Source organism: Methylobacterium sp. 17Sr1-1, assembly GCF_003173775.1.
GTDB lineage: Bacteria > Pseudomonadota > Alphaproteobacteria > Rhizobiales > Beijerinckiaceae > Methylobacterium.
In genome coordinates, this window is the sequence record NZ_CP029552.1 from 3529473 (window position 1) to 3556101 (window position 26629).

The following is a 26629-nucleotide window of genomic DNA, read 5'->3' on the forward strand; positions in this document are numbered from 1 at the left end:
GACCGCGCCGCCCGAGTCTGCCGCCGCGGCTTAATATTTCATGAGATTTCCGCCCCGATCGCACACGTCCGGCCAAGTGTCATGGTCGTGTCATGGTCGTGTCATGGTTGACGGACATCTTTCCTATGTTCCGGTTGCTGTCGCGTCAGGCGCGTCGCAGCCAGTCGATCAGCCCGGCGCCCGGCGCCAGCCAGACGAAGGCCCAGACGAAGGCCGAGGACAGGTTGGCGAGTTGGAACCAGAATCGCGGCAGCAGCGCCACCCCGGCGACGAGCGGCACCACCGCCCGCGCCGGGCCGATGAAGCGGCCGACGAAGATCGCCCAGGCGCCCCAGCGCTGGCAGAAAGTCTCGCCCTTCTGCACCATCTCGGGGTAGCGGCTGAGCGGCCAGAGCTTCTTGGCGCCGTCCTTGTAGTAGCGGCCGATCTCGTAGGACACCCAGTCGCCGAGGATCGCCCCGATCGCCGCCCCGACCATCACCGGCAGGAAGGGGATCGCCCCCGAGCCGATCAGCGCCCCGATCCCGATCAGGATCACGGTCGCCGGTACCAGCAGCGAGAGCACCGCGAGCGACTCGCAGAAGGCGATGATCCCGGTGATCACCGGCGCCCAGGCCTGGTGGTCGCGCAGGAAGTCGAGCACCGTGGTGCGTAAGCTCTCGAAATCCATGGCGGCCTTGGGCGTGAGGGGGGTGGGACGGCGGGACAAGTCGGGGCGCCGGGCAGGCGTTCCCCTCCCTTACGCGAGAGGGATGTGCGCCGTGTGAAGGCGCGCGCCCGGAGCGGTCGCCGAGATTGCGCCGCTGCCGAGACCAGCCTGTTGCCAAGAGCGTCCGGATCCGGGAATCGTGCGGGCCTTGGGTGCCCCTGCGCGAGGATCGTGTCGCGATGAACGTCCTGTCGATCCAGTCCCACGTCGCCTATGGCCATGTCGGCAACGCCTCGGCGGTCTTCCCGATGCAGCGGCTCGGGGTCGAGGTCTGGGCGGTGCACACGGTGCAGTTCTCCAACCATACCGGCTACGGCGCCTGGCGCGGCCGGGTGTTCGACGGGCCGGCGATCGAGGAGCTGGTCGAGGGCATCGCCGAGCGCGGGGTGCTGCCCTCCTGCGACGGGGTGCTGTCGGGCTACATGGGCTCGGCCGATATCGGCACCGCGATCCTGCGGGCGGTGGCGCGCGTGCGGCAGGCGAACCCCGCGGCGCTCTATTGCTGCGATCCGGTGATCGGCGATACCGGCCGCGGGGTGTTCGTGCGCCCGGGCATCCCGGAATTCATGCGCGACCACGCGGTGCCGGCGGCCGACCTCATCACCCCGAACCAGTTCGAGCTCGACTACTTGAGCGGGATCGAGACCCGGACGCTGGCCGACGCCAAGGCCGCCGTGGCCGCCGTGCAGGCGAGCGGGCCGAAGGTGGTGCTGGTGACCTCGCTCCACACCGAGGAGACGCCCGACGACAGCATCGACATGCTGGCCGGCGCGAACGGCCAGTTCTGGCGCCTGCGCACCCCGCGGCTGTCGCTCAGCGTCAACGGCGCGGGCGACGCCACCGCGGCCCTGTTCCTGGTGCATTACGCCCGCAGCCGCTCGGCCGGCGAGGCCCTGGGCGCCGCCGCCGCCTCGATCTACGGCCTCCTGCGCCGCACCGCGGAGGCCGGCGCCCGGGAGATCCTGACCGTGGCGGCCCAGGACGAGTTCGTGGCGCCGAGCCGCACCTTCCCGGTCGAGGCGGTGTGACGGCTCACGCCTCCAGCGCCAGAAGTGCGAAGCTCGCGAGCCAGTGCTCGCCCATGTAGTCGTCGGCGAGGTGCGGGAGCGCCGCGTCGAGATGCGCCTCCGCCGCCTCCCGCAGCACCGGCCCGCGGGCGTCGTCCGCCGGCAGCGCGCCGGCGAGCGCCCGCAGGCACCAGGCGCGGCTGAGGTTGAGCCCGTCGAGATGGGCGATCTTGCCGTCGCTGCGGTCGGTGACGGTCGCCGGCCGGAACAGGGTGTCGGGCCGGCGCTCGGCGAGGTGCGGCAGGAAGCGGTCGAACCAGGGCCGGAACGCCTCGGCCGGCATCAGGCGGCGCAGGCACTCGGCCTCGATCAGCGCGGAGGACAGGAAGTCGTCGCCGCTCGGCTCGCCCCAGGCCGGGCAATCGGCATCCGCGCCGTACCAGCGCGCGGCGGTGGCGCGCAGCAGCGCCGTCAGGGCCTCGTCCCCCGTGCCGTCCGCGTAATCCGCCGCCATCCGCAACCCGAAGGCGGTGTTGAAGTGGGTGCCGACCCGCACCGGATAGGGCGAGAGCGGCAGGAAATCCCGGAAGCGCCGGGCGAAGATCTCGGCCATCGGCGCCAGCGCCCGCGACCAGCGCGGTTCGGGCAGCTGCGCCAGCTCGTCGGCGAGCTTGAGCGCCCAGGCCCAGCCATAGGGCCGCTTGAACCCCCGCGCCGTCGGCGCGTCGAGATAGGCGCACTCGCCCGCGACCTTCTCCACGGTCAGCTGCCGGTCGAACAGCGCCTGGATCGCCGGCGCCTGCGGCCCGTCGGGGAAGCGGCGCAGCACCCGGGCGAGCAGCCAGTAGCCGTGCACGCAGGAATGCCAGTCGAAGCTGCCGTAGAAGACCGGGTGCAGCTCGGCCGGCGTGCGGGCATCCTCCGGGCCGGCGAGCGTGTGGTCCGGCTTGTTCGGATATTCCCGGGTGACGTGGCCGAGCGTGAGGGCGGCGAAGCGGGCGGCGGTGTCGGGGGTCAGGGTGTGGGGCAAGGGCGGGCGCTCCGTCGGATCGTGTCGCACGCCTACACCATCCACCATGGCCCTTGCAGGGTGGGATACCGGTCGACGGGCCACGTGCCGTCGCAAGAGGAGATCCGATGCCGCACGATTCGACGCAGCGAACGGTCCCCATGCCGAGCGACGCCGAGGAGGCCGAGCGTCGTTATGGCCGTTTCGCGAAACTGCCATAACGCCTCGGCGTGACCGTTCCCCGATCCCCGGGACTTGCACCGCCCACCCGATCCGTGCTGCCTCGCGCGACTGAGCTTCGGAAGGACGAGACCCGGATGCCCGCACGCCGCTACGCCACCCTGGACGTGTTCACCGACACAGCCCTCGCCGGCAACCCGCTGGCGGTGGTGCTCGACGCCGAGGGGCTGGACGAGGCCGCGATGCAGGCCATCGCCGGAGAGTTCAACCTGTCGGAGACGGTGTTCGTGCTGCCGCCCTCCGAGCCCCGCCACCGGGCGCGGCTGCGGATCTTCACGCCGGCCCAGGAGCTCGCCTTCGCGGGCCACCCGACCGTCGGCACCGCGGTGCTGCTCGCCCTCGGCGACCGGCGGGCGGAGATCGCCGACGCGGTGGCGTTCGGCCTCGAGGAGCAGGTCGGGGTGGTGCCCTGCGTGGTCGAGACCGGGGAGGGGAGAGGCCGCGCGCGCTTCCGCCTGCCGCGCCTGCCGGAGAGCTGGGGCGAGGAGCCGGACGCCACGACCCTCGCCGGGGCGCTCGGCCTGTCGCCGTCCGAGATCGGCTTCGCCCGCCACCGGCCGAGCCGCTACAGCGCCGGCACGCCGTTCCACCTCGTGCCCGTGCAGGGACTCGACGCCCTGGCGCGGGCCCGCACCAGCGCCGAGGCGATGGTGCGGGCCCTGGGGCAAGGCGCGAAGGTCTTCCTCTATACCGGCGAGACCGGGGAGGCGGGCCACAGCTTCCGCGCCCGGATGTTCGCCCCCGCCGCCGGCATCGCCGAGGACCCGGCGACCGGCGGCGCGGTCGCGGCCTTCGCCGGCGCCCTGATGCAGTTCGAGCCCTTGGGCAGCGGCACGCACGACCTCGTCGTCGCGCAAGGGGTCGAGATGGGGCGGCCGAGCGAGATCGCGCTCCAGCTCACGATCGAGGACGGCTCCTTACGCGCGGCCGAGATCGGCGGCAGCGCCGTCCTGGTCTCCGAGGGCGTGCTGCACCTCTGATGAGCCTCACCCTCACTCCGGCCCGCCGGGTCGAGGCCCGGATGGTCGCCCACGACTGGCCCTGGGCCCGCGACCACCGGGCCGCCATCATGGCCCATTGGGACGAGCGGCGGGCGGCCCGCCCGGCGATGTTCAACGGCACGGTGCTGATGCTGCGCCACTGGACGCTGACCGACGGCGTGCTCGACGCCGAGCTGTTCGAGGCCGACTACGCCGCCCTCATCGCCCTGAAGGACTGGGGCTTTCCGGACGGGAGCGTCCTCAACGTCTTCGCGGCGGCGGTGCCGCGCACCCGGGACGGCACCTTCCTCCTCGGCGAGATGGGGCCGCACACGGCGGCCGCCGGGCGGGTCTACTTCCCCTGCGGCACGCCGGATCCGACCGATATCGGCCCCGACGGGCAAGTCGACCTCGCGGCGAGCGCGTTGCGCGAGTTGCGGGAGGAAACCGGCCTCGTCGCCCCGGCGGGGCCGGATCCCGGCTGGATGATCGTGCGCGACGGTGGCCTGATGGCCCTGCTGCGCCCGGTGCAGCTCGCCGCGGACGAGGCCGCCGTGCGGGCGGGCATCGAAGCCCACCTCGCGGCGGAAACGGAGCCGGAGCTGTCGGCCATCGTCGGGGTGCGCGCGGCGGCGGACCTCGATCCGGCGCGGATGCCCGGCTTCGTCCGGCACTACCTCGCGAGCGTGCTGGCCGCCTGATACGATTTCCGGAAGATTCCTTCCGGAAATCGTATCACAAGCCTGCGCGGCGCTTGAGCGAAGCCGATTTCCGCATTGCGAAGCAATCAGTCGGAAATCGTATGACTCGCGCGGGGCAGCCCGGCGGTGGAATCGGTTCCATGCCGGGTGCCGTACCATTACTGTCCTCCCGAAGGCGCCCGTCCGTGGCGCCGCCAGGGGAGTCCAGCGATGACCAGGATGCCGAGGGCCGTGGCCCTGGCGATGCTCGGCTGCGGCCTCGCCACCGGGCCGGCCGGCGCGGAGGTGACGCGGTTCGAGACCGTCGCGGCGGAAAAACCCGCCCTGCAGGGGCGCAGCTTCGGCGAGCGCGGCCAGGCGGAAAAAATCACCGGCCGGGCGACCATCGCCCTCGATCCCGCCGACCCCCACAACGCGGTCATCGCCGACCTGGCGCTCGCGCCCCGCAACGCCGCGGGCCGGGTCGAGGCGGTGGCCGACGTGGTGCTGCTGCGCCCCGAGCGCCCCAACGGGCTCCTGATCGTCGAGATCCCCAATCGCGGCCGCAAGCTGATCGGCCCCCTGTTCGAGGGCGCCTCGACCGAGGCGTCGAGCCGGCTCGAACAGGCTGGCGATGCGGGACGGGGCTTCCTCCTGTCGCGCGGCTACACGCTGGCCTGGATCGGCTGGCAGGGCGACATCGCGCCGGGCGCGGGCATGGGCATCCGCCTGCCGGTGCTCGCCGGCCTCACCGGCCCGTCGCGCGAGGAGTGGAGCTTCGACAACACGCAATCCCCGATCAGCGCAGCCCTGACCTGGCCCGCCGCCGACCTCGACCCGGGCAAGGCCCGCCTCACCGTGCGGGCGAGGCCGGAGGATCCGCGTGCCACGCCCCCCGACCTGTCGTTCCGCTACCTCGACCCGAAGCGCATCGAGATCACCCGGCCTGCGGGCTTCGACGGCAGCGCCCTCTATGAATTGAGCTACACCGCCCGCGACCCGGCGGTGATGGGCCTCGGCCTCGCGGCGATCCGCGACGTCGCGACCTTCCTGCACCACGAGACGGGCGACCGGAACCCGCTCGCGCGGGACGGCCGCAGCACCATCGACCGGGCGGTCGGCTTCGGCATCTCGCAAGCGGGCCGGGTCCTGCGCGACGTGCTCTATCTCGGCCTCAACGAGGACGAGCGGGGCCGGATGGTGTTCGACGGGATGATGCCGCACATCGCCGGCAGCCGGCGCAGCTTCACCAATGCCCGCTTCGCCCAGCCCGGCCGCAATCCCGGTCCCCATCTCGACCGCTACTACCCCGCCGACCAGTTTCCCTTCGCCTACGCGACCACCACCGATGCGCTCACGGGCAAGCGCGACGGCCTGTTCCTGCGCTGCCGGCTGACCAATACCTGCCCGCGCCTGATGCATGTCGACAGCGAGTACGAGCTGTGGGGCTCCCGCGGCGCGCTCGTGACCACCGACACGCGCGGCGCCGATCTTTCCCAGCCGCCGGAGGTCCGGGTCTACATGGTGACCGGCGCGCCGCACTTCGCGGATCCCGACGCGAGGACCGCCAGCGTGCCCGGCTGCGCCCTGCCGGTGAGCCCGGTCCATGCCGGGGCGGCGTCCCGCGCCCTCCTCGCCGCGCTCGAGTCCTGGATCACCGACGGCGTCGCGCCGCCGGCGAGCCGCTATGCGTCGCGGGCCGACGGCACGCTGGGATCGCCCGCCCATCTCTACCCGCCGATTCCCGGCCTGCCCTATACGGGCCTCTACAACCCGGCGCAGTGGGTGGAACCCGGGGTGGAACCCGGAGACCCGCCGGTGGTGCGCGGCACCTACCCCGTGCTGCTGCCGAAGGTCGATCCCGACGGCAACACGCTGGCGGGCATCCGCCTGCCGCTGATCGAGGCGCCGCGGGCGACCTACACCGCCTGGAACCCAACCCGCGGCGTTGCCGCCGACACCCTGTGCAACCAGAAGGGCGGCGTCCTCGCCTTCCCCGAGACGCGGGCGGCGGCCAAGGCCGCGAACGACCCGCGGGTCCCGCTGGAGGAGCGCTACCCGACCGAGGGCGCCTACGCCGCGGCGGTGAAGGCGGCGGCCGAGCGGATGGTGGCCGAGCGCACGCTGCTGTCGGCGGATGCCGAGGCGATGGAGAAGGCGGCCGGGGAGGGGCTCCTGGCGCGGTGACGCATCCGGCGTGGGACCCGCAGGCGTTCCCGCGGGTTCCCGCTTCGACAATGCCGGTAGGAAGGGGCCATGGCCGCCAAGCTCGTCGAACTCGTCCGGGAGGCCGCCGCCCGAGCCCGGCTCGTCGCCCGGGGCTACCCGTCGGGGTGCAGCGCCGAGGCGCTGCCCTGGGCGGTCATCAAGCGCTTCGACGACGACGTGCGCGGCCATGTCGAGCGCGATCCCCGCATCGAGGATGGCCGCGACCAGGTCCTGATCGCCGCCGTGAACCTCGCCGAGGCCGCGCCCGGCGACGAGGCCGATGGGCCCGAGCGCGAGCGGCTGGTGAAGGCGATCAACGATCTCGAATGGGTCACGTTGAGCCGCGGCATCGTCAACCGGGCGGCGGCGGCATCAGGGTATGGCGAGGCCGGGGATCGGCTGCGGGATGCGGGGTGACGCGGACGGGTTCGCCCCGCTCGCCGGACGGCCGAGACCCGGTTCGCTTCCCTCAACGGAATGAAGATCCACCGCGTCATTTCGGGGCCGCGCAGCGGAGCCGGGAATGACCCTGCGGGGTATCAGACCGCCGAGAGAGCGAAACAGGCTTTGAAACAGACCGGCATGCCCCGCATTTTGCGGTCGCATACCGTCTGGCTTGGCGACACGGATCCGCTCAGACCCGCCCACCGCGATGCACCACGAAGCGCTTGCGGCGCTCCGGGCCCGGCTCGTCGTTGGCCGCCGGGGGCGGCGCCGCGAGGGGGGCGGGGGCGGCATTCGCTTCCGGGATGAGGATCCGCAGGGACACGGTGCGCAGGGCCACGATCGGGCGCAGGCCCAGCCAGGTCGGGATCACCGCCGGCGACAGCGCGCCGATCACCCGGGCCTGGGTCTTGCCGCGGTGGCGCAGGGGCAGCAGCAGCAATTCGAGGTCGATCGTCTCACCCGCCTCCGTCACCCCGACGAGGCCCACCACCACGCCGGTGGTGTCCTGGATCACCACCTCGACGAGTCGCCACGGATCGGCGGCCGGTGCCTCGCCCCACAGGCCCGCGAAGGAGAGGCCCCGCAGCTCGGCCCCGAACAGCGCGCAGAGCCGGGTGCCGGCGAGCCGCACCGTCGCGGCGTGCCGGGGGGCGTCGATCTCGAGGATCAGGCTGTCGGCCAGGACGTGACGGATCTCGCCGGGCTCGATCTCGCCCCGCTCCGGCGCGGCGCGGGCGCCGCGCAGGCCGTTCCAGTAGGCGTGGAGCATGCGGCTGGTCGGGTGCTTCATGGCGTCTCGGTCTGGCACGGTCGCGGGATCGGGCTGTCCTGGAGGCGCCGGCCGCCGTCCCCTTTCGGGACGGCGGCCGGCGCGACTGATTCGGTTCAGCAGACCGTATGCCGAACGGCCGAGCAGCGAAGCCGTAAGGTTTGATTAAGGTTACCAAGTCATAAATGTTGCGTTTCTCCCACACCTGCGCGATTGTCGTAGGCGACGGTGATTTCGGGCTGGCAGGGATGGAGAGCCCACCCTATGCCCGCCCGCATGCCAAGGGGTGAGGACCGGTCACGGTCCGCGTCGTCACGGTCCTGACGGCGTTTCGCGCGTGGCCGCAAAGCGGTCGCGCGCGGAGTCATCCTCTTTCGGGGAGAGCGGCGACGCTCTCCCTTTTTTTGTCCGTGGGACCATGTTTTTTCAAACATGGCGTCCTCTTTTCGGGGGGGCGCCGGGCCCGCGGCGGCGGCCGCCCTTGCGGTCGGGCCATGGGCCCCGCAATGGTGCCGAGATGGATGCCACCCCCGACCTCCCGCGACCGCCGCGCGTGCCGGTGTTCAACATGCCCGCCGTGGTCACCGCCTCGGTGGGGATCCTGGTGCTGATCCACGCCGTGCGGCAGGTGCTGCCCGACGTCTGGGACATCACCCTGCTCCTCGACCTCGCCCTGGTGCCGGCGCGCTGGACCCTCGCCCTCGACCCCGACCGGGCCACCGACGTGATCCGGGCCGCCGCCGCCTCGGGGGGCGGCGCCCTCGAGGTCGAGGCGCGCAAGGCCTTCGCGGCCTATCTCGTGGCCGATCCGGGCAGCATGCCCTGGACCTTCGTCACCTACGCGCTCCTGCACGGCTCCTGGGCCCACGTGCTGCTCAACAGCGTCTGGCTCGCGGCCTTCGGCACGCCGGTGGCGCGGCGCTGCGGCGCTTGGCGCTACGGCCTGATCGCCCTGGTCTCGACCGCCGCCGGCGGCTTCCTCCATGTCCTCATCGACCCCCTGAGCACCGTGCCGCTGATCGGCGCCTCGGCGGGCGTATCGGGGTTGATGGCGGCGGCGGTGCGCTTCGCCTTCCAGCCGGTCGAGGCGGCCGGCGCCGGCGCCGTGCCGTGGCAGCGCCCGGTGCCGACGCGGCTGCAGACGATTCCCGAGCTCCTGCGCAACCGCTCGGCGGTGGTGTTCCTGGCGATCTGGTTCGTCACCAACCTGCTGTTCGGCCTCGCCGCCCTGCCGCTGGGCCTGAGCGACTCCGCGGTCGCCTGGGACGCGCATCTCGGCGGGTTCGTCGTCGGGTTCCTCCTGCTGCCCCTGGTCGATCGGCTCGGGCGACGCTGAGGCAGGCGGGAGGTTGTGGCGGGTCATCAATTCCCCGCGAAGATTGTTTCTCTTCGACCTCCGGGGTGCTTGCCTCGACCGGCGCGCGGTCACACACTCCCCCTCCGAACGAGCGCCCCGCCCGGAACGCCACGAGGCCGGCGGGGCCTGGAGCACGGCACGGTCGCGCTACGACCGTCCAGTGCTCCAGGTCGTTGATTGTGCTGCATTTTCTTCGACGAACCGGTACGCGCTTCGTCGGAAAATGCTCTACCAGGGAGGTGTTGATGACCGTTGCGCGCATCCTGTCGCAGAAGGGCCGCACCGTGGTGACCGTGCAGCCCCACCGCACGCTGGCGGAGGCGGCGGCGCTCCTGACCGAGAAGGGCATCGGCGCCCTGGTGGTGAGCGATGCCGGCCAAAGCGTCCTCGGCATGCTCTCGGAGCGCGACATCATCCGGGCGGTGGTCCGCGGCGGCGGCGCGGCGCTCGAGGCGCCGGTCTCCCGGCACATGACCGCCAAGGTGGTGTGCTGCACCCGCGCCACCGCCATCGACGAGGTGATGGAGCTGATGACCGACGGGCGCTTCCGCCACGTCCCGGTGGTCGAGGACGGCCGCCTGGCCGGCCTCGTGTCGATCGGCGACGTGGTCAAGCACCGCATCGAGTCGGTCGAGGCCGAGCACCGGGCCCTGCGCGAGTACATCGCGACGGCCTGACGGCTTCGGCGACGTCCGGGGCATCCTCCGACCGGGCGGATGCCGGTTCGTCCAGCGATGCGGCGAAATCGAAGGCCTGGAGCGCCTGTCGATCGCGTTGCGATTGAAGGGTGCTCCAGCGCCGCCGAAGGTCGATCACACCGGCGTCACCGCCGCGGCGATCATCTCGTGGATCTCCGGCAGCATCCGCCGGGTCGCCTGGCGGCCGAGCTCGATGCATTCCTCGGCGCGGTGGAACTCGAACAGGCCCATCTGGGCGAGCTTCGGGTTGATCATCACGTCGGGCGGGTCGCCAGCCAGCCGCGAGCGCGAGATCCGGTCCTGCGTGATGTTGAAGGCATCCACCATCACGCTGGCGATGCCGCTCGGCGCGCCGGCCTCCGGCCGGGGCTTCGGCTTCTGGCGCCGGCCGCCGATCAGTGGCCAGCGCCGCGGCTCGTCCGGCAGCGCCGCGGCCTCGGCGGCGGCCTCCATCACCGCGTCGGCGGCTTCCGCCCCGTGCGACTGGATCACCGTGCCGCGCACCCGCATGTCGCCGTTGAGGTTGACGCACAGGACCACGTCGGCGCCGAGCGCGCGGGCCGCCGTCACCGGCACCGGATTGACCAGCGCCCCGTCCATCAGCCAGCGCCCGGCGATCTTCACCGGATCGAAGATGCCCGGCAGCGCGTAGGACGCGCGCACCGCCTCGACGAGACCGCCGCGGGTGAGCCAGATCTCGTGGCCGCTGCCGAGCTCGGTCGCCACCGCCGCGAAGGTCAGCGGCAGGTCCTCGATGCGGGAGGAGCCGAGGTCGCGCTCGAGCAGCCGCCGCAGGCGCTCGCCGGCGATCAGCCCAGAGCCGCTGATGTGGAAATCGAGCAGGCCCATCACCCGGCGCTTGGTCAGCGAGAGGGCGAAGTCGCGCAGTTCCGAGAGCTTGCCGGCGGCGTGGCAGGCGCCCACCGCCGCCCCGATCGAGCAGCCCGCCACCACGTCGATGGTGATGCCGGCCTCCCGCAGGACCTCGATCGCCCCGATATGCGACCAGCCCCGGGCGGCCCCGCCGCCGAGCGCCAGCCCGACCTTCGCCCGGCGGGGCGGCTTGAGCTCGGGAGGCTTGTGCTCGGGGGGCCTCGACCTGGAATCGGGCACACCCGCGGCACCCAGCACGCCGTCCGCTGAGCGCCGTACCGGCGCGCCGGAGAAGAGTGCGATGCCGTCCCACATCATGGCGCCTGACCTCTGCCGGGCCTGTCCCGGATTCCAGTGTGGCCTGGATCCATCAAGCGTTCGTCAACGGCGAAGGTTTCATCACCGTTTAGGGAAGACGACGGAGCCCGGCCCGGCACGCGGCCTTGCGGCGGCGTGCGCGCCCGTGCCACATCGCTGCCAGAGGTCGGGGACACCGCCGAAAGACATGACGAGATCCGGCCGCATCGCCCGTAGCGCCCTCCTCGCCGCCGCGCTGGCGCAGCCCGCCGCGGCCGGGGAGGAGAGCGACATCGACACCGAGAACCTGTTCGGCTTCACCGAAGGGTCGACCACCGGCCGCAAGGGCGAACAGGAGGTCCTGCTCGACACCGTCGGCCGGGCCGGCAAGCGGCGGGGCGACGCGGGGCCGGGACGCTACGCCGTCGCGAACACCAAGCTCAGCTACCAGTTCGACCCGACCGAGTCGTTCAGCGTCGAGTTCGGCCTGTTCGGCGATGCCCGCCGGGTGCGCAACGCCGCCGACCTGCCGGACAAGGACAACGGCAGCTTCGACGGGGTCGGGATCGAGCTGAAGTACCAGTTCCTCAAGGGCAGCGACGCGCAGCCCCTCGGCCTCGCGATCGAGCTGCGCCCGCGCTTCGCCCGGGTGCTGGCGGTGGAGGGGAGGGGCGCCGACATCTTCGACATGGAGAGCGTGGTTCAGCTCGATCTGAGGCTGGTGCCCGACAAGGTCTGGTACGGCATGAACCTGAGCGTCGAGCCGACCGTCGGCACCTTGCGGGGATCGCGCGAGACCGACCGCTCCTCGACCTTCCTGTGGTCGAACGCGCTCGCGTTCCGGCTCGATGGCGACACCTTCCTCGGCCCGGAAGTCCGCTACCTGCGGGCCTATGACGGCGCCTTCCTCAACCGCGTCGAGGGACGGGCGCTGACGCTCGGCCCGCTGCTCTACCGGCGGCTGTCGGACAAGGCCTTCGTGACGCTGGCCTATGCGGGCCAGGTCGCCGGCCGCGACCGCACCGAGGGCCAGACCCGCCGCCCCCTCGACCTCAGCCACTTCGAGCGCCACGCGGTGCGGGTGAAGCTGGGGGTGGAGTTCTAGGGCGCCATCCGGCCGCGGTGCTGCACCGTACGGGACCGGGGCGTGGAGCCGGCAGGATTCTCCCTTCCACGCGCGACCTCAGGATGAGGTCGCGGATGGGATGGGCCGCGGGCGCAAGCAGACCAGCGAGCAGACCAAGCCGTCATGTGCCGTGGCGCTGCCATCGGATGGTGCTCCCGGGTGTCGAATCGTGCCGCATGACGGCCCCCGACGGTCGTCAGGGAGCCGCGATCAGTCGTCCTCGTCGCCCGAGGGCTCGGGCGAGGGCCACTTGAGGAGGACCGCCTTGCGGATCGTCTCGGCGTAGCGGCGGTACTCGGCGGCGCGGTCCTCGTACAACGCGGCGACGGCGGAGCGCCCGGTGTCGCGCGCGTCCCGCCCCATGCGCCGGACGAGCTCCGCCCGCTCCTCGACGATGCGCAGGGCCACCCGCATCGCCTCGTCGACGGCGGTCTCCTGCTCCTTGGCGACGGCCTCGGCCGAGAAGGCGTGGCCGACCTGGCAGCGGAACCGCAGGGGCTTGGCGCCCCGCATCTGTGAGAGGACGCCGCCGCATTGTGGGCAGGTGATCGGCGTGGGATCGGCGAGGCGGCGCAGCACGTCGCTGTCGATGCGCTCGCCCGCCGCGATGTCGACCTCGAGGCGGAGTTCCGGCGAGATCGGCAGGCGCGGCCCGGCGGGATCGCGCACCAGCTCCGACAGGACGTCGCCGATGCGGGCGGCCGGCAGCGTGAGGTCGACCTCCAGCGCCGCGAGGGCGCTGCGCGGCATCTCGTCGGCCAGGGCCTCGGCGGGATCCTGCACCAGCGTGAGCCCGCCGCAACGCTTGATCGCCTCCAGGCCCGAGGCGCCGTCGTTCAGGAGGCCGCTCAGCAGGATTCCGATGACGCGGGGGCCGTAGGCCGCGGCGGCCGAGCGAAAAAGCGGATCGATCGAGGGCCGCGCCATGTTCTCGCGCGGGCCGCGTCCGAGCCGGATCCCCGTCTCCGTCAGGATGAGGTGGTGGTCCGGCACGCCGAGCGTGATGGTGCCGGGCCGGATCGCCATGCCGTCGGCCGCCGCCCGGACCGGCAGGCGGCCCGCCGCGGCGGTCACGGTCGCGAGCAGGCCGAGGCTGCGGGCGGGGACGTGCAGAACGATGAACAGGGCTGCGGGGAATTCCGCCGGCAGGGCGCCGAGGATCGTCTTCAAGGGGGCGGTCGCCCCCGACGAACCGCCGATGACGACGATGTCCCGATTGTCCATGCGCGAATCCTCCGGTGTGTCGCATCGGCCAACGCCCGAGAACTGCACGAAGGGCACCGGCTCGTCGTGCCCTGGAGCGGCGGGCGCGCGGGCCTTAGGTGGAGGCGGGGCATACCGGCCGTGGGCGCCGGTCGCGGCCGGCAGGGGGGCAGGGACGCGATGTCAGCAGCATCGGATACCGACATCGTCCGGATATCGGCCGCCTCGATCCTCGGCGAGGCCGCCATGGCGCTCCGGCACGCCGTCTTCGTCGTCGAGCAGGGCGTGCCGGCCGACGAGGAGATCGACGCGGACGATCCGGTCGCCACCCACTTCGTCGCCCTCGTCGAGGGGGAGGTCGTCGGGACGCTGCGGGTCGTCTTCAAGCCCGAACATGCCGAGATTCCCGAATGTGCCAAGATCGGCCGCGTCGCCGTGCGCCGCGACCGGCGCGGATCGGGCATCGCCCGGCGGATGATGCTCCACGCGATGGCGCATTGCCGGGAGATCGGCGTCGACCGCTTCGTCCTCGCGGCCCAGACCGACAAGCTCGGCTTCTACGAGACACTCGGCTTCGTCGCCTTCGGCCCGGACTTCATGGATGGCGGGATCCCGCACCGGGCGATGAGGATGGACTGATCCGCGTCGGCTCGTCCCGTCGGCATCGACCCGCCGCCGACCTGGCCGGGATCCGCCGCCACTTGAAACACCGGGCCCCGCGACCGACCTAGTCGGCGAACGGTCGCGCCCCGAACCCGGACGCGACCCCGTTGCCCGCGCAGGTGCAAGCCAGCCCCATGACCCCCGACCGGTCGATCGTGCGCCTGATGGCGGTGGTGATCCTCGCGATCCTCGCCCATCTCGCGCCGTCCGCCGTCCAGGCGCATGAGGGGCACGAGCGCGGGGGGCACGCGCATCACGTCCCGGCAGCCGCGACGCAGGTGCGGCCCGTCCCGGCAAATGCGGTTGCGGCGACCGCTCCTGCGCGCCCGATCGTTCCGGCCGAGGCCCCGGCCTGGTCGAAGCCCGTGCTCCGGGTCGCCGCCGTCGCACCGGTCGGGGACGAGCAGTGCTGCCCCGGCCCCTGCCGGGTCCGCTGCTGCGGAACGATGGCCTGTTGCGCCGCCGGCATCCTGTCCGGCGCACCCGGTCTGGCGCCGCTCTCGTTCCAGGCCGCCAGATTGCGCCCGCGCGACGTTCCCGCCCGCGCCGGCACCGGGCCCGAGACCCCGCCCAGGCCCCCCCGAACCCGCGCGTGAGATGAAGCGCGCCTGAAGGCGCGCGACGCCCGGATTGCGTCCGCCGCAACGGCGCGTCCCGGGCCCGAGGCGCGGGACATCCCGCTCACCCGATCCTGTCCGCCCGCCGTCCCCCGTGGGCCTGGCCGCCCTGCGCGGCGGGGTCCGCCGCCGGCCGGTCGCCGTCCGTCTCGCGGATCATCCCGGGCGGCCCGCTCGATCGATTCTGCTTCCAGAGAGAACCACCCATGACCGACTCTCGCACCTTCGCCGCCATCCTCCTCCTGTCGGCCGGCCTCGCCGGTCCCGCCCTCGCGCAGAGCCCGCACGATCACGGCGGCATGTCCGGCGGCATGTCCGGCCACGGGACGGGCGCGGCGAAGCCGGACTCGAACGACGATGCCGCCACCCGGGACTTCAAGGCCGCCGACCGGGCGATGATGACGGATATGGACGTCCCCTATACCGGCGACCCGGACGTCGACTTCCGCACCCACATGATCCCGCACCACAGAGGAGCGGTCGCCATGGCGAAGGTCGCGCTGGCCCATGCCAGGGATCCCGAGACCCGGGCGATGGCGCAGACGATCATCGACGATCAGGAGACGGAGATCGCCGCCATGGCGGCGTGGCTGAAGCGGCGCGGCCGGTAGAGCGTTTCCCGACGAAGAGGATACCGGTTCGTCGTAGAAAATTCCGCAAAATCAATGACCTGGAGCGTTTCGCGATCGCCGTGCGACCGTGAGGCGCTCCAGCCGCTGCGCGGGCCGGAGATCCCGCCGAAGCCGTCCCGGTCCGCTTCCCGCGAGACCGATCGCGTCAGGAGACCGACATGTCAGCCACCGCCCCCAAGGCTATCCTCTACCGCATGGTGATGGACAAGCACCTCTGCCCGTACGGGCTGAAGGCCAAGGATCTTCTCGAACGCCAGGGCTTCGCGGTCGAGGACCACTGGCTCACCACCCGCGCGGAGACCGACCGCTTCAAGGCGGAGCATCAGGTGTCGTCGACGCCGCAGACCTTCATCGACGGCGCGCGGGTCGGCGGCTACGACGACCTGCGCCGCCGCTTCGGCCGGGCGGCCGACGACCCGGCCGCGACGACCTACACCCCGGTCGTCGCGGTGTTCGCCATGACGGCCGCGATGGCGGTGGCGGCCAGCTACGCCGCCGACGGCACGCCGTTCAGCTTGCGCGCGGCCGAGTGGTTCGTCGCCTTCAGCATGTGCGTCCTGGCGCTCCTCAAGCTGCAGGACGTCGAGAGCTTCTCGTCGATGTTCCTCGGCTACGACCTGCTCGGGCAGCGCTGGGTGCGCTACGCCTACGCCTACCCGTTCCTGGAAGGCATCGCCGGAATCCTGATGGCGGCGGGCGCCCTGAACTGGCTGTCGATCCCGGTCGCGCTGTTCATCGGCACGGTCGGCGCGGTCTCGGTGTTCAAGGCGGTCTACATCGACAGGCGCGAGATCAAGTGCGCCTGCGTCGGCGGGTCGAGCAAGGTGCCGCTCGGCTTCGTCTCGCTGACCGAGAACCTGATGATGGTCGCCATGGCGGTCTGGATGCTGGCGATGCATGCGTGAGCACCGGGGTGTCTCCCCGCGGCCGCAGGCCGGTGCGGGCGGCGTGCGAAGACGAGGCGGGTCCTCCTGGCGACCACAACGCGCGACCGACCCAATCAGTCAAATAGGCTCCGCGTGAGCGTCGGCTTTTCGGCGGCGCTGATGGCTATTGATGAGACGGCGTAGCACTCGCGAGAGCTGGTCGGCCGAGTAGGGCTTGTGCAGCAGCTCGAATCCGTGCGTGCCGTTCTGCGCGAGCACGTGGCTATAGCCCGATGCCAGTAGCACCGGCATCGTCGGCAAGCGGCGACGCAGCTCTTCTGCCAGGGCGATGCCGCCCATCCCGGGCATCACGACGTCCGAAAACACCACATCGAATCCATCGCCGTCGGGGCCGAGCCGTTCCAGCGCGGCTTCGGCGTTGGCCGCCCATTCGGTCCGATAGCCCAGGTCCTCGAGGATCTGGGTGGCGAACTTGCCGACCTCGATGTTGTCTTCGACGACCAAGACGCGCAGGCCGCGTCCGTCAGGCGCGGGACCGGTCTCCTCCGGGTCGCTCACCTGGTCCACCGGAGCAGCGACCTCGGGCAGGTAGAGCGCAAACGTCGTGCCTTCGCCGACCACGCTGTACACGCTCACATCGCCACCCGACTGCTTGGCGAAACCGAAGACCTGCGACAGGCCGAGGCCCGTACCCTTGCCCACTTCCTTGGTCGTGAAGAACGGCTCAAAGATCCTGGTCAGGTCCGCCTCGGCGATCCCGCTGCCGGTGTCGCTCAGCTCGATTCTGGCGAATGGGCCAGGACCACCCCCGTGGCCCCGGATCGGCGGCATCGGCAGGCCGCAGGTGAGCCGCAGAGTCAGCGTGCCCTCGCCCTCCATGGCGTCGCGGGCGTTGACCGCCATGTTGACCAGCGCGGTCTCGAACTGGCTTGCGTCGGCTTCGATGAAACAGGGATGGTCCGGCAGCTCGGTCACCACCCGCACGCGGGCACCGGTCACGGTGTCGAGCATGTCGGCGACTGCGCGCAGTCGCTCCCCGACGCTCAGCACCTCCGGCTTGAGCGCCTGGCGTCGGGCGAATGCCAGCAACTGCCCGGTCAGCTTGGCGGCACGCTCGACCGTGTCGGAGACCGCATCCATGTATCGCTTGCGCCGCTCCTCGGGGAGGTTCGGCCGACGCAGGAAGTCCACCGACGAGCGGATGATCGTCAGCAGGTTGTTGAAGTCGTGCGCGACGCCCCCGGTGAGCTGGCCCACGGCTTCCATCTTCTGGGATTGGCGCAGAGCCTCCGCGGTCGCCTCTAGCGCCTGAGCCTGCTCTCTCTCCGCCGTGATGTCGCGGCCGGTGGCGTAGGTCATTCGTCCCGCCGGGGCCGCCGACCAGGAGATCCATCGCACCGAGCCGTCCTTGTGGCGGTAGCGGTTCACGAGCCGGGGCTGCCCGCCCTCGGCTGCCTGCGTATAGGCTCCGGTCGTCTCGGTATGGTCTGCTGGCAGGACAAACTCGTTGACGTGGTGGCCGACGAGCTCGTCGGGAGCGTAGCCCAGCAGGCGCGTCCACGCCGGATTGACCCGTTGAAACACCCCGTCGAAATCGATCTCCAGCATCAGGTCCGGAGAGGTCTCCCACATCCGGTCGCGTTCGACCGTCCGCTCCGCCACCTCGTGCGCCAGCGTATCCGCCCGCGCAGCCAGCAGGGCTGTGGCATCGCGCAGGTCGGTCACATCCTGCGCGAACACGTAGAACCCGTCGACGCTGCCGTTGGCGTCGCGGCGGGGTGTATAGCGGATGGCCGCGATGCGCCGCCGCCCATCCGACCACGGCCAGTCCAGGTCCATCTGAACGGCTTCACCGGCCAGGGCCCGCTCGATCCCGGCACGACGCTCAGCCAAGCCACTCTCGCCAACGAGGTCATCGATGGTCCGCCCCACCACCGTGTCCGGGGCACGTCCAAACCACGACTGATAAGCGGCATTGACGAAGCGGTAGGTCAACGAGCGATCGATGAATGCGACCAGCACCGGTAGGGCATCGGCGACCAGCCGCAGCTCCGCTTCGCGCGCCTGCAGGGCGCTTTCGGCCTGCTTGCGGGCCGTTGCCGTGCGGGTCCGCGCGGCCACTTCGCGGATGAACAGAAGCTCGTCCTTGGTCCATTTGCGCGGGGTGGCGCTACAGACGAACAACAGCGACACGAGGCGGCCGTGCTCGACCACCGGCGTGTTGACGAAAGCCCGGGCGCTGATCGATTCCAATGCATCGGCATGGGCGCGGGTGCGCGGGTCGGTGCGAGCGTCGTCGATAACGGCTGTCTCGCCGCGCTTGATATCCTCGATATAGGAGCCGAAATCCCGAAACCTGAGCGTGCCGGCGATGGAATGCGCGCCGTCGCTGGTCCAGTCACGCTCGACGTCGATGGTTTCAGCCTCGGGGTCTACCAGCCCGTATCCGACGAGCTGGACGCCAAGGGCTCGGCCGAGGATGCCGCTCGCCACGTCGGCGAGGCTGGCGGTATCGCGGTCGTGCTCAGCCAGCTGATCGCTCAGCTCAAGCAGCGCCTGGCGGCGCAGCTCTCCTGCGCGGAGGGCCACCCCGGCCATGTGCTCGGCGGTGCGGTCGCGCATGATCTTGACGAAGCCGATGTGCCGATCGTCGTCGTCGCGCAAGGGCATCATCTCGCCGGAGGCCCAGAATCGCTCCTCACCCTGTTTGAGGTGCCAGCGTTCATCTTGGGCGCGCCCATTCTTGAGGGCGGTTTCCATCTCGTAGGTGACCCGGCCGTTGGCCCGGTCCTCGGGCGTGAAGAAGCGCGCGGCGTCCTGTCCGCGCATCTCCTCGGCGGTCCAGCCCATGACGTGCTCGGAGCCAGTGTTCCAGTCGGTGATGGTCCCCTCGCGATCCGTGACGACGATCGCGAAATCCAGGGCGCTCTCGAACACCGCGTTCTGCCGGGCCGCATCGATGTTGCCACTGCGAACCCGCTCGCGCAGCCGCAGCACCTCCGCTTCCAGCTCCTCCCGCGAGAGACTGCTTAACTCACGTCCCGGCACGCCACACCCTTCCTCGAGCCTAACTCACTGCGAAAACAGAGAAATCAGCGTCGTCCTCGCATGCTCCAATCAGGCCTGAATTGATTGGTGCGCGACCGAGTCGTATACGGTATGCCAGGGATTTGCCACCTGTGGGCGCCTCGCATAACGGTCAAGGCGAGCGCTCAAGCGCTCGTGGGCGAAGTCGGTAACCGTCGAAAGTGTCTGATTCGCAACTACGGATCGCTCTATAGTTAGATAAATAAGATTATTTGATGGCAGTCAGCCAATTCAATTCGTATTTTACGAGGGTTTTGCTGCCGTAATGCAGCCCGACATGCTTAGAGTGTGGAACGGCGCCATGGTCAAGCTGCTCCAGCGCATGTTGCGTGCGCACGCCCTCTCGAACAGGCTGGTTGGTCCCGCATGGCGGAGATTGCGTGGCTCGATGCGCCTCATCGTGACCCGAAGGGCGTTGGGCGCGGTCGTTTTGCGTTTCCTGCCTCGAATGGCCGAGAGACGAGGGGCCAAGCGAACCTTGACCGTTTTGACGCGTTGGCGGGCGCCGTCCAGCCGCGAGACGGTCGAGCTATGACGAGATCGCTGCCCCGGCATACGCTGCTCCTGACGATCAACCCCGAGATTGCCGCTGCGGAACACCGGACCGAGATGCACACTCGGACGGTGCGGGCCTCATCGGCGGCTGGAGAAAGCAGCTTCGAGGCAGATCAGGCCCCTTGTCTTGAGCTGGATCGCCTCGCTCTACTGCGTGGTCGCCAGTGGAATTTTCGTTCGGTACGAGATATTTTCGCTTCATCTTGAGGAAGTGGCCTGAAATCGGTGCGGCGGACGCCTCCGATAGGAGGGCGCCGTTTTCCCGTTGTGCGTGATAAAATTGCGGGCCTTTAGCGCCCACCATTCGCTACAAGGCACGGGTGAGAATCGCCCCGCATGACGCCTGACCTGTTCCCGTCCGCCCTCGTGCGAGACACCACCCGCCTTGATGCGCTCGCAGACCTCGACTTGCTCGACACCCCGCCCGAGCCGGAATTCGAGGACATCGTGTATCTGGCCGCGAGCCTGTGCGAGACGCCCGTGGCGCTGGTCAGCCTCGTGGCCGGCGACCGCCAGTGGTTCAAGGCGCGAGTCGGCTTTCCGCCCTGCCAGACCGCCCTCGACGCCTCGGTCTGCGCCTACACACTGGCCGAACCGGATCTGCTCATCATTCCCGATCTGACGGCGGATCCGCGCACGCGGGACAACCCGCTGGTCACGGGCGAGCCGTTCATCCGCTTCTATGCCGGGGCACCCCTGCGCGCGCCCGACGGGCAGGTACTCGGCAGCCTCTGCGTGATCGGCCATGAGCCGCGGCCCGACGGGCTGTCGGCCCGGCAGGGGGACGGGCTGCGACGGCTGGCGCGGCAGGTGACGACCGTGCTGCGCGAGCGCAAGTTCGGTATGGAGATGAGGGCCACCCGTGATGCCCTGCGGATCTCCGAGGAACGACTGGTCTTCGCGTTCGAGGCGGCGGGCAGCCTCGGGTGGTGGGATTGGGATATCCCCTCCGACCGCCTCTACGCCGGGGAGTACTTCGCCCGCATGTACGGCGTCGATCCGGCCGTCGCCGCGCAGGGTGCGCCGCTGACCGCCTTCGTCGAGGGCATTCACCCCGACGACCGCGTGTGGGTCGGGGAACGCATACAGCAGGTCGTCGCCACGGCGGCCGAGTTCAGCGAGGAATATCGCCTGCGCGACGCCAACGGCACCGTGACCTGGGTCCAGGCCAGCGGCCGGTGTATCCACGACAGCGACGGCAAACCGCTGCGCTTCCCTGGCGTCGCCGTCGACATCACCGCCCGCAAGGCGGCGGATGCCGCCCGTTTCGCCGGCGAGGCGCGGCTGAAATCCATCATGGAAACCGTGCCGGTCGGGATCCTGCTCGCAGAAGCCCCGTCCGGGCGCATCCTGATGGGCAACCGACGGCTGGCCGAGATCCTCGGCCACAGCACCCTCTATGCCTCGTCCAGCAGTGCCTACGGCGAGTTCGTGGCCTCTCATGCCAACGGCCGGGTGGTGGAGGCACAAGAGTACCCACTGGCGCAGATCAGCAGCGGCCGCTGCAAGCAAGCCGCCATCGAGGTGCTGTACCAGCGCCCGGACGGAGAGCGGCGCTGGATCGCGATCTCTGGCGAGGCGATCGAGGACGAGGGGGGCGCGACGGTCGGCGCGGTAGTCGCGGTCAGCGACATCGGCGACCGCAAGGCGGCGGAAGCGCAGCAGGACATCCTCAACCGCGAGCTCTCGCACCGGCTGAAGAACACCCTGACGCTGGTCCAGTCGATCGCGTCGCAGACCCTGCGCAACGCCCCGAGCCTCGACGCGGCTCGCGACGCGCTCGCCGCGCGGCTGATTGTGCTCGGCAAGGCGCACGACATCCTGCTCGCCGGGCAGACTGACAGCGCCAGCGTCGATCGGGTGGTGCAGGAGGCGCTGCGCCTGCACGACGATACCGGCCGGCGCTTCCGGGTCAGCGGCCCGAGCCTGTTCGTCGGACCCTCGGTGGCGCTCTCGCTCGGGCTGATGCTGCACGAACTGGCGACCAACGCCGTGAAGTACGGGGCGCTCTCGACAGCGGCCGGCTGCGTGACCGTCGACTGGACGGTGGAGGGCACGGGCGCGGCAGCCGAGTTCCGGCTGGACTGGCGCGAGCAGGGCGGCCCGCCGGTGGCGCCGCCGACCCGCAGGGGGTTCGGCTCGCGGCTGATCCAGCGCGGCCTGGCCGGAGGCGACGTTGCGCTGCGCTACGCCGTCGAAGGGGTGCGATGCACCTTGAGCGCCCCGCTCGCGGGATTACGCGTCGACGTCTGACAGGCGCCGACACAGTTTTTTGCATAAGGACGTCTGATGACTCTGAAACAGGGCGCGGTGGCCCTCGTGGCCGAGGACGAGCCGCTGGTGCGGATGGAGGCCGCCGACGTGCTCGGGGATGCCGGGTTCGACGTGCTCGAGGCCAGCACGACCCCGGCGGCCCTCGCCTGCCTCGAGATCCACCCGGAGATCACGCTGCTGTTCACCGACGTGGTGATGCCGGGCCCGATCGACGGGCTGGCGCTGGCCCACGAGGTTCGGCGGCGGTGGCCCGCGGTGAAGATCATCATCGCTTCGGGTCAGATCAAGCCCGACCCGGCGCAACTGCCGGAAGGAGCGCGGTTCCTGGAGAAGCCCTACTATGCCAGCGGGCTCGCGCGGGTGGTTCGCGAGTTGGGGCTGCGACTCGCGACCGAGTGAGGTCGAGGCGCAGATCCGTCGTGCTATGTTTGTCAGCGCGCGAGTTCCAAGCCGAATTCACGGATGCGGCAAGAGTGCGGAGAAGCGCTCGCCATCATTATCGCGACTACGACGTATGACAGAGGGTTGTCGCACCGTGAGACACCCGATCCAGCATATCAGCTGACCTTGCATCAGCTGCGTACTTCATGTGTGAGCTATTCAGCGAACCGTCGAAGCGTGGCCTCGATCTTCCGCCGGTCGAACGGCTTGCCGAGTACGATTCCGCGTGACGGGATCTGCGCGGCATCCCACGGCTGCGAGGAAACCATCAGGAGTTCGATCGGCGGCCAGCGATCGCGGATCAGCAGCGCCAGCTCCATCCCGGCGGTCGAGCCGCGTATGTCGAGGTCGGTGAACACCGTGCGGATGTCGGTGCGGGCTTCCAAGATCTGGATCGCCTCGACGATGCTGGTGGCTTCAACGGCTTCACAGCCCGCATTCTCGACGAACTCCGTCAGCGCCATCATCAGGATCGGGTCATCCTCGACGACGAGAACCCGAGGCAAGGCCGGGGGGTGAGACTGACCCATGGGGCTAGTGAACCTGAACCTGAACTTCGGCGAGCGGCGCGCGGAACTGAGCTCTAAGGCCCCCAGGATTAAAATCCAGGTCGGCCTCGCGGGTTCCGAGCAATCCCATGCGGATCAGGCGCGACCCGAAGCCGCCTTTGTTGCGTGGTGGCGTCACCACCGGCCCGCCCGTTTCGGCCCAGTCTAAGACCAATGTCGGAGCAGCACCGCTGTCGGCGCGCCATCTTACGCGCACCGCGCCGGTTGCAGCCGAAAGCGCGCCGTACTTGAGGGCATTGGTCGCGAGCTCGTGCAGCAGAAGCGACAGAGACAATGCAGCCTGCGGGCTGATGTCCATGTCAGGGCCGTCGAGCGCAAACCGGTCCAGGTCTGTCTGCATACTCAATACGCTCTCCATTACCGAGCGAAGCCTGGCAGCCGACCAGTTCTTCTGGATCAGCACGTCATGAGCCCGCGATAAGGCCAGCACGCGGCGCTCGAACGCCTCGACCAGGTCGCGCTCAGTGACACCCCGCAGGGTCTGCGCGGCGATCGACTGGACGATGGCGAGGGTGTTCTTCAACCGATGGGCCAGCTCCTTGTTCAGGACGGCCTGCAACTCCTCGGCACGCACGCGCGCGACGCCGACCTCGACCCGGTCGGCGACGTTGCGCAGGAACGCAAGCTCCTCGGCCGTCCAGGTTCGAGGCCGCACGTCGTGGACGATGAATACCGCGACGGCACGCCCGCGCTCGCGCACCGGCATGTTGATCAGGGCACCGATGCCGATCGCCTGCATCGGGCCGGGATCGTCCCTGGTGCGCGGGTCGGTCGTGACGTCGTCGATGACCAGTGGCTCGCCTCGGGCAAGGTTGGCCCGTATGTCGCCGTAATCGTCGAAGCGGTGCCGCCCGGCGATGCTGACGTGACCCGGTGCGGTCCAGTCCTGTTCGATGTCGATAGCCTCGACCTCGCCGACGATGCGACCGAGCCCAGCGCGGGTCGCGCCCAAGGTGCGCCCGACGATCTCGGCGGCGGCCTGAGTCATCGCTCCGACCGTCGTCAGGTCGCGCAGGTCGTCGCCGAGGGCCAGGAGCGCCATGCGGCGGCTTTCCGCGCCGACACGCGCGGTCGCATCCAGGAAGATGACCCCGAAGCGGTCGCCGTCGAGCCTGAATGCATTGCCGTCATACCAGCGGCCGTTAGGAGCGAACTGCTTGGTGAACCGCCACGTTTTGCCTGTCTCAACCACCTGGCCAAACGCGCCGATCCAGCCCTGGGCGCTCCCACCGAAAATTTGGCGTGCGGTATATCCAATGACTTGGTCGGCTGGAATTCCGATTTGCGTGGTCCAAGCCGGGTTGATATCGAGGATCCGGAAGTCCGTAATGACACCTGCGCCGTCGCGGATCGCTTCCGTGAGCTGAAATCCTTCGCTCAGGCGCTCGAACAAGCCGCGCCAGTGCGCCTCGCTCGCGCGCAACGCTTCCTGTGCCGCGCGTCGTTCCTCCACATCGAGAAGGACGCCGGGGAAACTCAGCGGGGTGCCGTCCGACCCGTGATCGACCCGTCCGTTCGCCTCGATCCAGTAATAGTGTCCGTCCGCGCGCCGGACCCGATATTGGTGAGCGTAGGTTCCACCCCGCGCGACGGCCTCGTTGATCGCTGCCGCCAGACCCGCCTGATCGTCGGGATGAACGGTGGCGACGATCTGCTCCAGGGGGATGCTATCTCGACCGAGCGCCGGATCGAGACCGAAGGAATGAGCGAAGGCGTCGTCGACCGTGAACCGGTCGGTCGGCAGGTCCCAGTGCCACGTGCCGATGATCGCGCCGGCCGCCAGGGCCAGTTGCACGCGCTGGATGTTCTCGCGGGCCAAGGCCTCGCTGGCCCGCAATTCCGCCTCCACCTCCTTGCGCGCGGTGATGTCCTGCACCGTGCCGACCATGCGGAGCACTGCGCCGGCGTCGTCCCGCACGAAGCGGCCGATCCGTGAGATCCAGCGCACGGCACCATCGTTGGCGCGCCGGATGCGGTACTCCACCTCGGTCGAGGCCGTGCCATCCCGGATCGTGGCCTGCGTCGAGGGGAGCGCGCGGTCCTCGGGAACGGCCAGCGCCGTGAGCGTCTCCAGCGAGTAGACCCCGGCTTCCGGTACGCCATAGATCCGACAATGCTCGGCCGACACGCGCGAAAGGCCGCTCGCGACGTCGACCTCGAAGGTGCCGATGTGACCAGCCTCCTGGGCGAGCCGTGAGCGAGTATCGCTGGCCCGCAACACCGCATCGACATCGAGGCGTTCTCTGACGCCCGACATCAGCCGAGCGAACGTGGCGAAGAAGGTCAGGGCACCAGCGTCGAAGGCCGGCTCGCGCGTCGAGACGAACGACACCACGCCGACGAGCTGACCGCGGCTCAGGATCGGGTAGCCCGCGAAGGCGTCGAAGCCGGCCTCCCGCGCGAGGGCGTAGCGCGGCTCGATGCTCGCCTGCACGGCCTCGAGCACGAGAGGCCGACGGGTGCGAACGACGATCCCGCATAGCGGCAAATCGAGATCGACGCAGCTCAAGGCCGCGCGCTGCTCGTTGGTGGTGCCGACCGACTGGATCAGCCGCAGATGTCGGCCTTCAGGGTCGATGTCGTAGATGAAGCACAGGTCGAAACCCAAGGCTCGCGTGCCGGTGGCCAGGATCGGTTCGAGCACGGCCGCCGGATCGGTCGCGGCGACGAGTGAGGAAGAGGCCTTGGCGAGGAGGTCGAGGCGTCGCGCCTGCTGCAGTTCAGCGCGCTGATTGTCGAGGACCTCGTCGCGATGCGCGACCTCGCGGCGCATCTCCAGGAGGGTCGAGACCTGGCGTGCCAGGGCGCGCAGGTCGTCGGCCTGGTCACGCGTCAGACCCCCCGGTCGGGCGGCGGTATCGATCACGCACAGGGAGCCGACGACCTGTCCGCCCGTCAGGCGCAGCGGCGCGCCGGCATAGAACCGAATGAAGGGCTCGCCGGTGACGAGCGGATTCGCGGCCGTGCGCGGGTCCGCCGTCAGGTCGGGGATGACGAGAAAATCAGGTTCGACGAGGGCGTGGGCGCAGACCGAAGCGTTGAGGGCGGTCTCGCAGCGCGGGAAGCCCACGCGGGCCTTGAACCATTGCCGATCCGCGGCGACCAGGCTGACGAGGGCGACCGGTGTCGCGCAGAGGCGGGTTGCCAGACGAACAATGTCGTCGAACCCTTGCTCGGGAGGCGTGTCTAGGATGGCCAGCGCCTCGAGGGCTGCGAGGCGGTCGGGGTCGCTGACGGTTGTGCCGGGTGTGTCGTTCTGCATCGCGAGTGGCCGATAGGGCCACATCGCGCCCCGCCTCCA

At 70.2% G+C, this 26629-nt stretch carries 22 protein-coding genes; 14 read left to right on the forward strand and 8 right to left on the reverse strand.

The features are described from left to right. Positions 1–145: 145 nt before the first annotated feature. On the reverse strand, positions 146–670 hold the full coding sequence (locus DK412_RS15835; protein ID WP_109972719.1) for a DedA family protein: 525 nt from the start codon (positions 668–670) through the stop codon (positions 146–148). Between the two features lie 218 nt (positions 671–888). Between DK412_RS15835 and pdxY the strand changes: the two genes are divergently transcribed. Continuing rightward, the gene (gene pdxY / locus DK412_RS15840; RefSeq protein ID WP_109972720.1) at positions 889–1737 is read left to right on the forward strand and encodes a pyridoxal kinase PdxY; all 849 of its coding nucleotides are present in this window, start codon (positions 889–891) and stop codon (positions 1735–1737) included. A gap of 4 nt (positions 1738–1741) precedes the next feature. On the opposite strand, the gene DK412_RS15845 is transcribed toward pdxY, so the two are convergent. Further along, on the reverse strand, positions 1742–2746 hold the full coding sequence (locus tag DK412_RS15845) for a DUF2891 domain-containing protein (RefSeq protein WP_245446968.1): 1005 nt from the start codon (positions 2744–2746) through the stop codon (positions 1742–1744). 296 nt (positions 2747–3042) lie between these two features. On the opposite strand from DK412_RS15845, the gene DK412_RS15850 reads away from it, so the two are divergent. The 4 genes from DK412_RS15850 (at position 3043) to DK412_RS15865 (ending at position 7250) form a co-directional block, all read left to right on the forward strand. Further along, entirely contained in the window at positions 3043–3945 is a 903-nt protein-coding gene (locus DK412_RS15850) for a PhzF family phenazine biosynthesis protein (RefSeq protein ID WP_109972722.1), read from the forward strand. Continuing rightward, on the forward strand, positions 3945–4646 hold the full coding sequence (locus tag DK412_RS15855) for an NUDIX hydrolase (protein WP_109972723.1): 702 nt from the start codon (positions 3945–3947) through the stop codon (positions 4644–4646). Before DK412_RS15850 ends, DK412_RS15855 begins: the two co-directional genes overlap by 1 nt. A gap of 210 nt (positions 4647–4856) precedes the next feature. Beyond that, entirely contained in the window at positions 4857–6812 is a 1956-nt protein-coding gene (locus DK412_RS15860; protein WP_109972724.1) for an alpha/beta hydrolase domain-containing protein, read from the forward strand. A gap of 69 nt (positions 6813–6881) precedes the next feature. Next, positions 6882–7250, forward strand: coding sequence for a hypothetical protein (locus tag DK412_RS15865; RefSeq protein WP_109972725.1), 369 nt, complete (start codon positions 6882–6884; stop codon positions 7248–7250). 217 nt (positions 7251–7467) lie between these two features. Here DK412_RS15865 and DK412_RS15870 read toward each other — a convergent pair whose 3' ends face one another. Then, on the reverse strand, positions 7468–8070 hold the full coding sequence (locus DK412_RS15870) for a PAS domain-containing protein (RefSeq protein WP_109972726.1): 603 nt from the start codon (positions 8068–8070) through the stop codon (positions 7468–7470). 496 nt (positions 8071–8566) lie between these two features. Here DK412_RS15870 and DK412_RS15875 point away from each other — a divergent pair, with 496 nt between their 5' ends. Further along, positions 8567–9385: a rhomboid family intramembrane serine protease gene (locus DK412_RS15875; protein ID WP_109972727.1), complete on the forward strand. Its 819-nt coding sequence runs from the start codon at positions 8567–8569 to the stop codon at positions 9383–9385. 266 nt (positions 9386–9651) lie between these two features. Continuing rightward, on the forward strand, positions 9652–10083 hold the full coding sequence (locus DK412_RS15880; RefSeq protein WP_093568120.1) for a CBS domain-containing protein: 432 nt from the start codon (positions 9652–9654) through the stop codon (positions 10081–10083). A gap of 135 nt (positions 10084–10218) precedes the next feature. Here DK412_RS15880 and DK412_RS15885 read toward each other — a convergent pair whose 3' ends face one another. Then, positions 10219–11295, reverse strand: a complete 1077-nt coding sequence (locus DK412_RS15885; protein WP_109972728.1) for a patatin-like phospholipase family protein — start codon at positions 11293–11295, stop codon at positions 10219–10221. 187 nt (positions 11296–11482) lie between these two features. On the opposite strand from DK412_RS15885, the gene DK412_RS15890 reads away from it, so the two are divergent. Then, on the forward strand, positions 11483–12379 hold the full coding sequence (locus DK412_RS15890) for a hypothetical protein (RefSeq protein WP_109972729.1): 897 nt from the start codon (positions 11483–11485) through the stop codon (positions 12377–12379). A gap of 231 nt (positions 12380–12610) precedes the next feature. Here the strand turns inward: DK412_RS15890 and DK412_RS15895 are convergent, their stop codons facing one another. After that, on the reverse strand, positions 12611–13624 hold the full coding sequence (locus tag DK412_RS15895) for a chemotaxis protein CheB (protein WP_109972730.1): 1014 nt from the start codon (positions 13622–13624) through the stop codon (positions 12611–12613). Positions 13625–13783: 159 nt separating this feature from the next. Here DK412_RS15895 and DK412_RS15900 point away from each other — a divergent pair, with 159 nt between their 5' ends. The 4 genes from DK412_RS15900 to DK412_RS15915 all read left to right on the forward strand — a co-directional run bounded on the left by DK412_RS15900 (position 13784) and on the right by DK412_RS15915 (position 16420). Then, the gene (locus DK412_RS15900) at positions 13784–14242 is read left to right on the forward strand and encodes a GNAT family N-acetyltransferase (protein ID WP_245446970.1); all 459 of its coding nucleotides are present in this window, start codon (positions 13784–13786) and stop codon (positions 14240–14242) included. A 158-nt stretch (positions 14243–14400) separates the two neighbouring features. Continuing rightward, complete coding sequence (locus DK412_RS15905) at positions 14401–14862, forward strand: hypothetical protein (protein WP_109975299.1); 462 nt, start codon at positions 14401–14403, stop codon at positions 14860–14862. 227 nt (positions 14863–15089) lie between these two features. Further along, positions 15090–15494 (forward strand): DUF305 domain-containing protein, encoded by a 405-nt coding sequence (locus tag DK412_RS15910; RefSeq protein WP_109972731.1) that lies wholly within the window; start codon positions 15090–15092, stop codon positions 15492–15494. 179 nt (positions 15495–15673) lie between these two features. Next, on the forward strand, positions 15674–16420 hold the full coding sequence (locus DK412_RS15915; RefSeq protein WP_109972732.1) for a glutaredoxin: 747 nt from the start codon (positions 15674–15676) through the stop codon (positions 16418–16420). 99 nt (positions 16421–16519) lie between these two features. Here the strand turns inward: DK412_RS15915 and DK412_RS15920 are convergent, their stop codons facing one another. After that, entirely contained in the window at positions 16520–19450 is a 2931-nt protein-coding gene (locus DK412_RS15920) for a PAS domain-containing protein (RefSeq protein ID WP_109972733.1), read from the reverse strand. A gap of 930 nt (positions 19451–20380) precedes the next feature. Between DK412_RS15920 and DK412_RS15930 the strand changes: the two genes are divergently transcribed. Beyond that, the gene (locus DK412_RS15930; RefSeq protein WP_109972735.1) at positions 20381–22297 is read left to right on the forward strand and encodes a PAS domain S-box protein; all 1917 of its coding nucleotides are present in this window, start codon (positions 20381–20383) and stop codon (positions 22295–22297) included. Positions 22298–22333: 36 nt separating this feature from the next. Continuing rightward, complete coding sequence (locus DK412_RS15935; RefSeq protein ID WP_109972736.1) at positions 22334–22717, forward strand: response regulator; 384 nt, start codon at positions 22334–22336, stop codon at positions 22715–22717. A 197-nt stretch (positions 22718–22914) separates the two neighbouring features. Here the strand turns inward: DK412_RS15935 and DK412_RS15940 are convergent, their stop codons facing one another. Both DK412_RS15940 and DK412_RS31040 read right to left on the reverse strand, forming a co-directional pair. Beyond that, positions 22915–23289 (reverse strand): response regulator, encoded by a 375-nt coding sequence (locus tag DK412_RS15940; protein ID WP_109972737.1) that lies wholly within the window; start codon positions 23287–23289, stop codon positions 22915–22917. Positions 23290–23293: 4 nt separating this feature from the next. Further along, positions 23294–26614, reverse strand: a complete 3321-nt coding sequence (locus DK412_RS31040; RefSeq protein WP_245446974.1) for a GAF domain-containing protein — start codon at positions 26612–26614, stop codon at positions 23294–23296. Between the last annotated feature and the right edge of the window lie 15 nt (positions 26615–26629).

Bases quoted from the DNA above. Each gene is read 5' to 3' on its own strand.
- DK412_RS15835 (WP_109972719.1), bottom strand. From the start codon at position 670: ATGGATTTCGAGAGCTTACGCACCACGGTGCTCGACTTCCTGCGCGAC.
- pdxY (WP_109972720.1), top strand. From the start codon at position 889: ATGAACGTCCTGTCGATCCAGTCCCACGTCGCCTATGGCCATGTCGGC.
- DK412_RS15850 (WP_109972722.1), top strand. From the start codon at position 3,043: ATGCCCGCACGCCGCTACGCCACCCTGGACGTGTTCACCGACACAGCC.
- DK412_RS15855 (WP_109972723.1), top strand. From the start codon at position 3,945: ATGAGCCTCACCCTCACTCCGGCCCGCCGGGTCGAGGCCCGGATGGTC.
- DK412_RS15860 (WP_109972724.1), top strand. From the start codon at position 4,857: ATGACCAGGATGCCGAGGGCCGTGGCCCTGGCGATGCTCGGCTGCGGC.
- DK412_RS15865 (WP_109972725.1), top strand. From the start codon at position 6,882: ATGGCCGCCAAGCTCGTCGAACTCGTCCGGGAGGCCGCCGCCCGAGCC.
- DK412_RS15870 (WP_109972726.1), bottom strand. From the start codon at position 8,070: ATGAAGCACCCGACCAGCCGCATGCTCCACGCCTACTGGAACGGCCTG.
- DK412_RS15875 (WP_109972727.1), top strand. From the start codon at position 8,567: ATGGATGCCACCCCCGACCTCCCGCGACCGCCGCGCGTGCCGGTGTTC.
- DK412_RS15880 (WP_093568120.1), top strand. From the start codon at position 9,652: ATGACCGTTGCGCGCATCCTGTCGCAGAAGGGCCGCACCGTGGTGACC.
- DK412_RS15885 (WP_109972728.1), bottom strand. From the start codon at position 11,295: ATGATGTGGGACGGCATCGCACTCTTCTCCGGCGCGCCGGTACGGCGC.
- DK412_RS15890 (WP_109972729.1), top strand. From the start codon at position 11,483: ATGACGAGATCCGGCCGCATCGCCCGTAGCGCCCTCCTCGCCGCCGCG.
- DK412_RS15895 (WP_109972730.1), bottom strand. From the start codon at position 13,624: ATGGACAATCGGGACATCGTCGTCATCGGCGGTTCGTCGGGGGCGACC.
- DK412_RS15900 (WP_245446970.1), top strand. From the start codon at position 13,784: ATGTCAGCAGCATCGGATACCGACATCGTCCGGATATCGGCCGCCTCG.
- DK412_RS15905 (WP_109975299.1), top strand. From the start codon at position 14,401: ATGACCCCCGACCGGTCGATCGTGCGCCTGATGGCGGTGGTGATCCTC.
- DK412_RS15910 (WP_109972731.1), top strand. From the start codon at position 15,090: ATGACCGACTCTCGCACCTTCGCCGCCATCCTCCTCCTGTCGGCCGGC.
- DK412_RS15915 (WP_109972732.1), top strand. From the start codon at position 15,674: ATGTCAGCCACCGCCCCCAAGGCTATCCTCTACCGCATGGTGATGGAC.
- DK412_RS15930 (WP_109972735.1), top strand. From the start codon at position 20,381: ATGACGCCTGACCTGTTCCCGTCCGCCCTCGTGCGAGACACCACCCGC.
- DK412_RS15935 (WP_109972736.1), top strand. From the start codon at position 22,334: ATGACTCTGAAACAGGGCGCGGTGGCCCTCGTGGCCGAGGACGAGCCG.
- DK412_RS15940 (WP_109972737.1), bottom strand. From the start codon at position 23,289: ATGGGTCAGTCTCACCCCCCGGCCTTGCCTCGGGTTCTCGTCGTCGAG.
- DK412_RS31040 (WP_245446974.1), bottom strand. From the start codon at position 26,614: ATGTGGCCCTATCGGCCACTCGCGATGCAGAACGACACACCCGGCACA.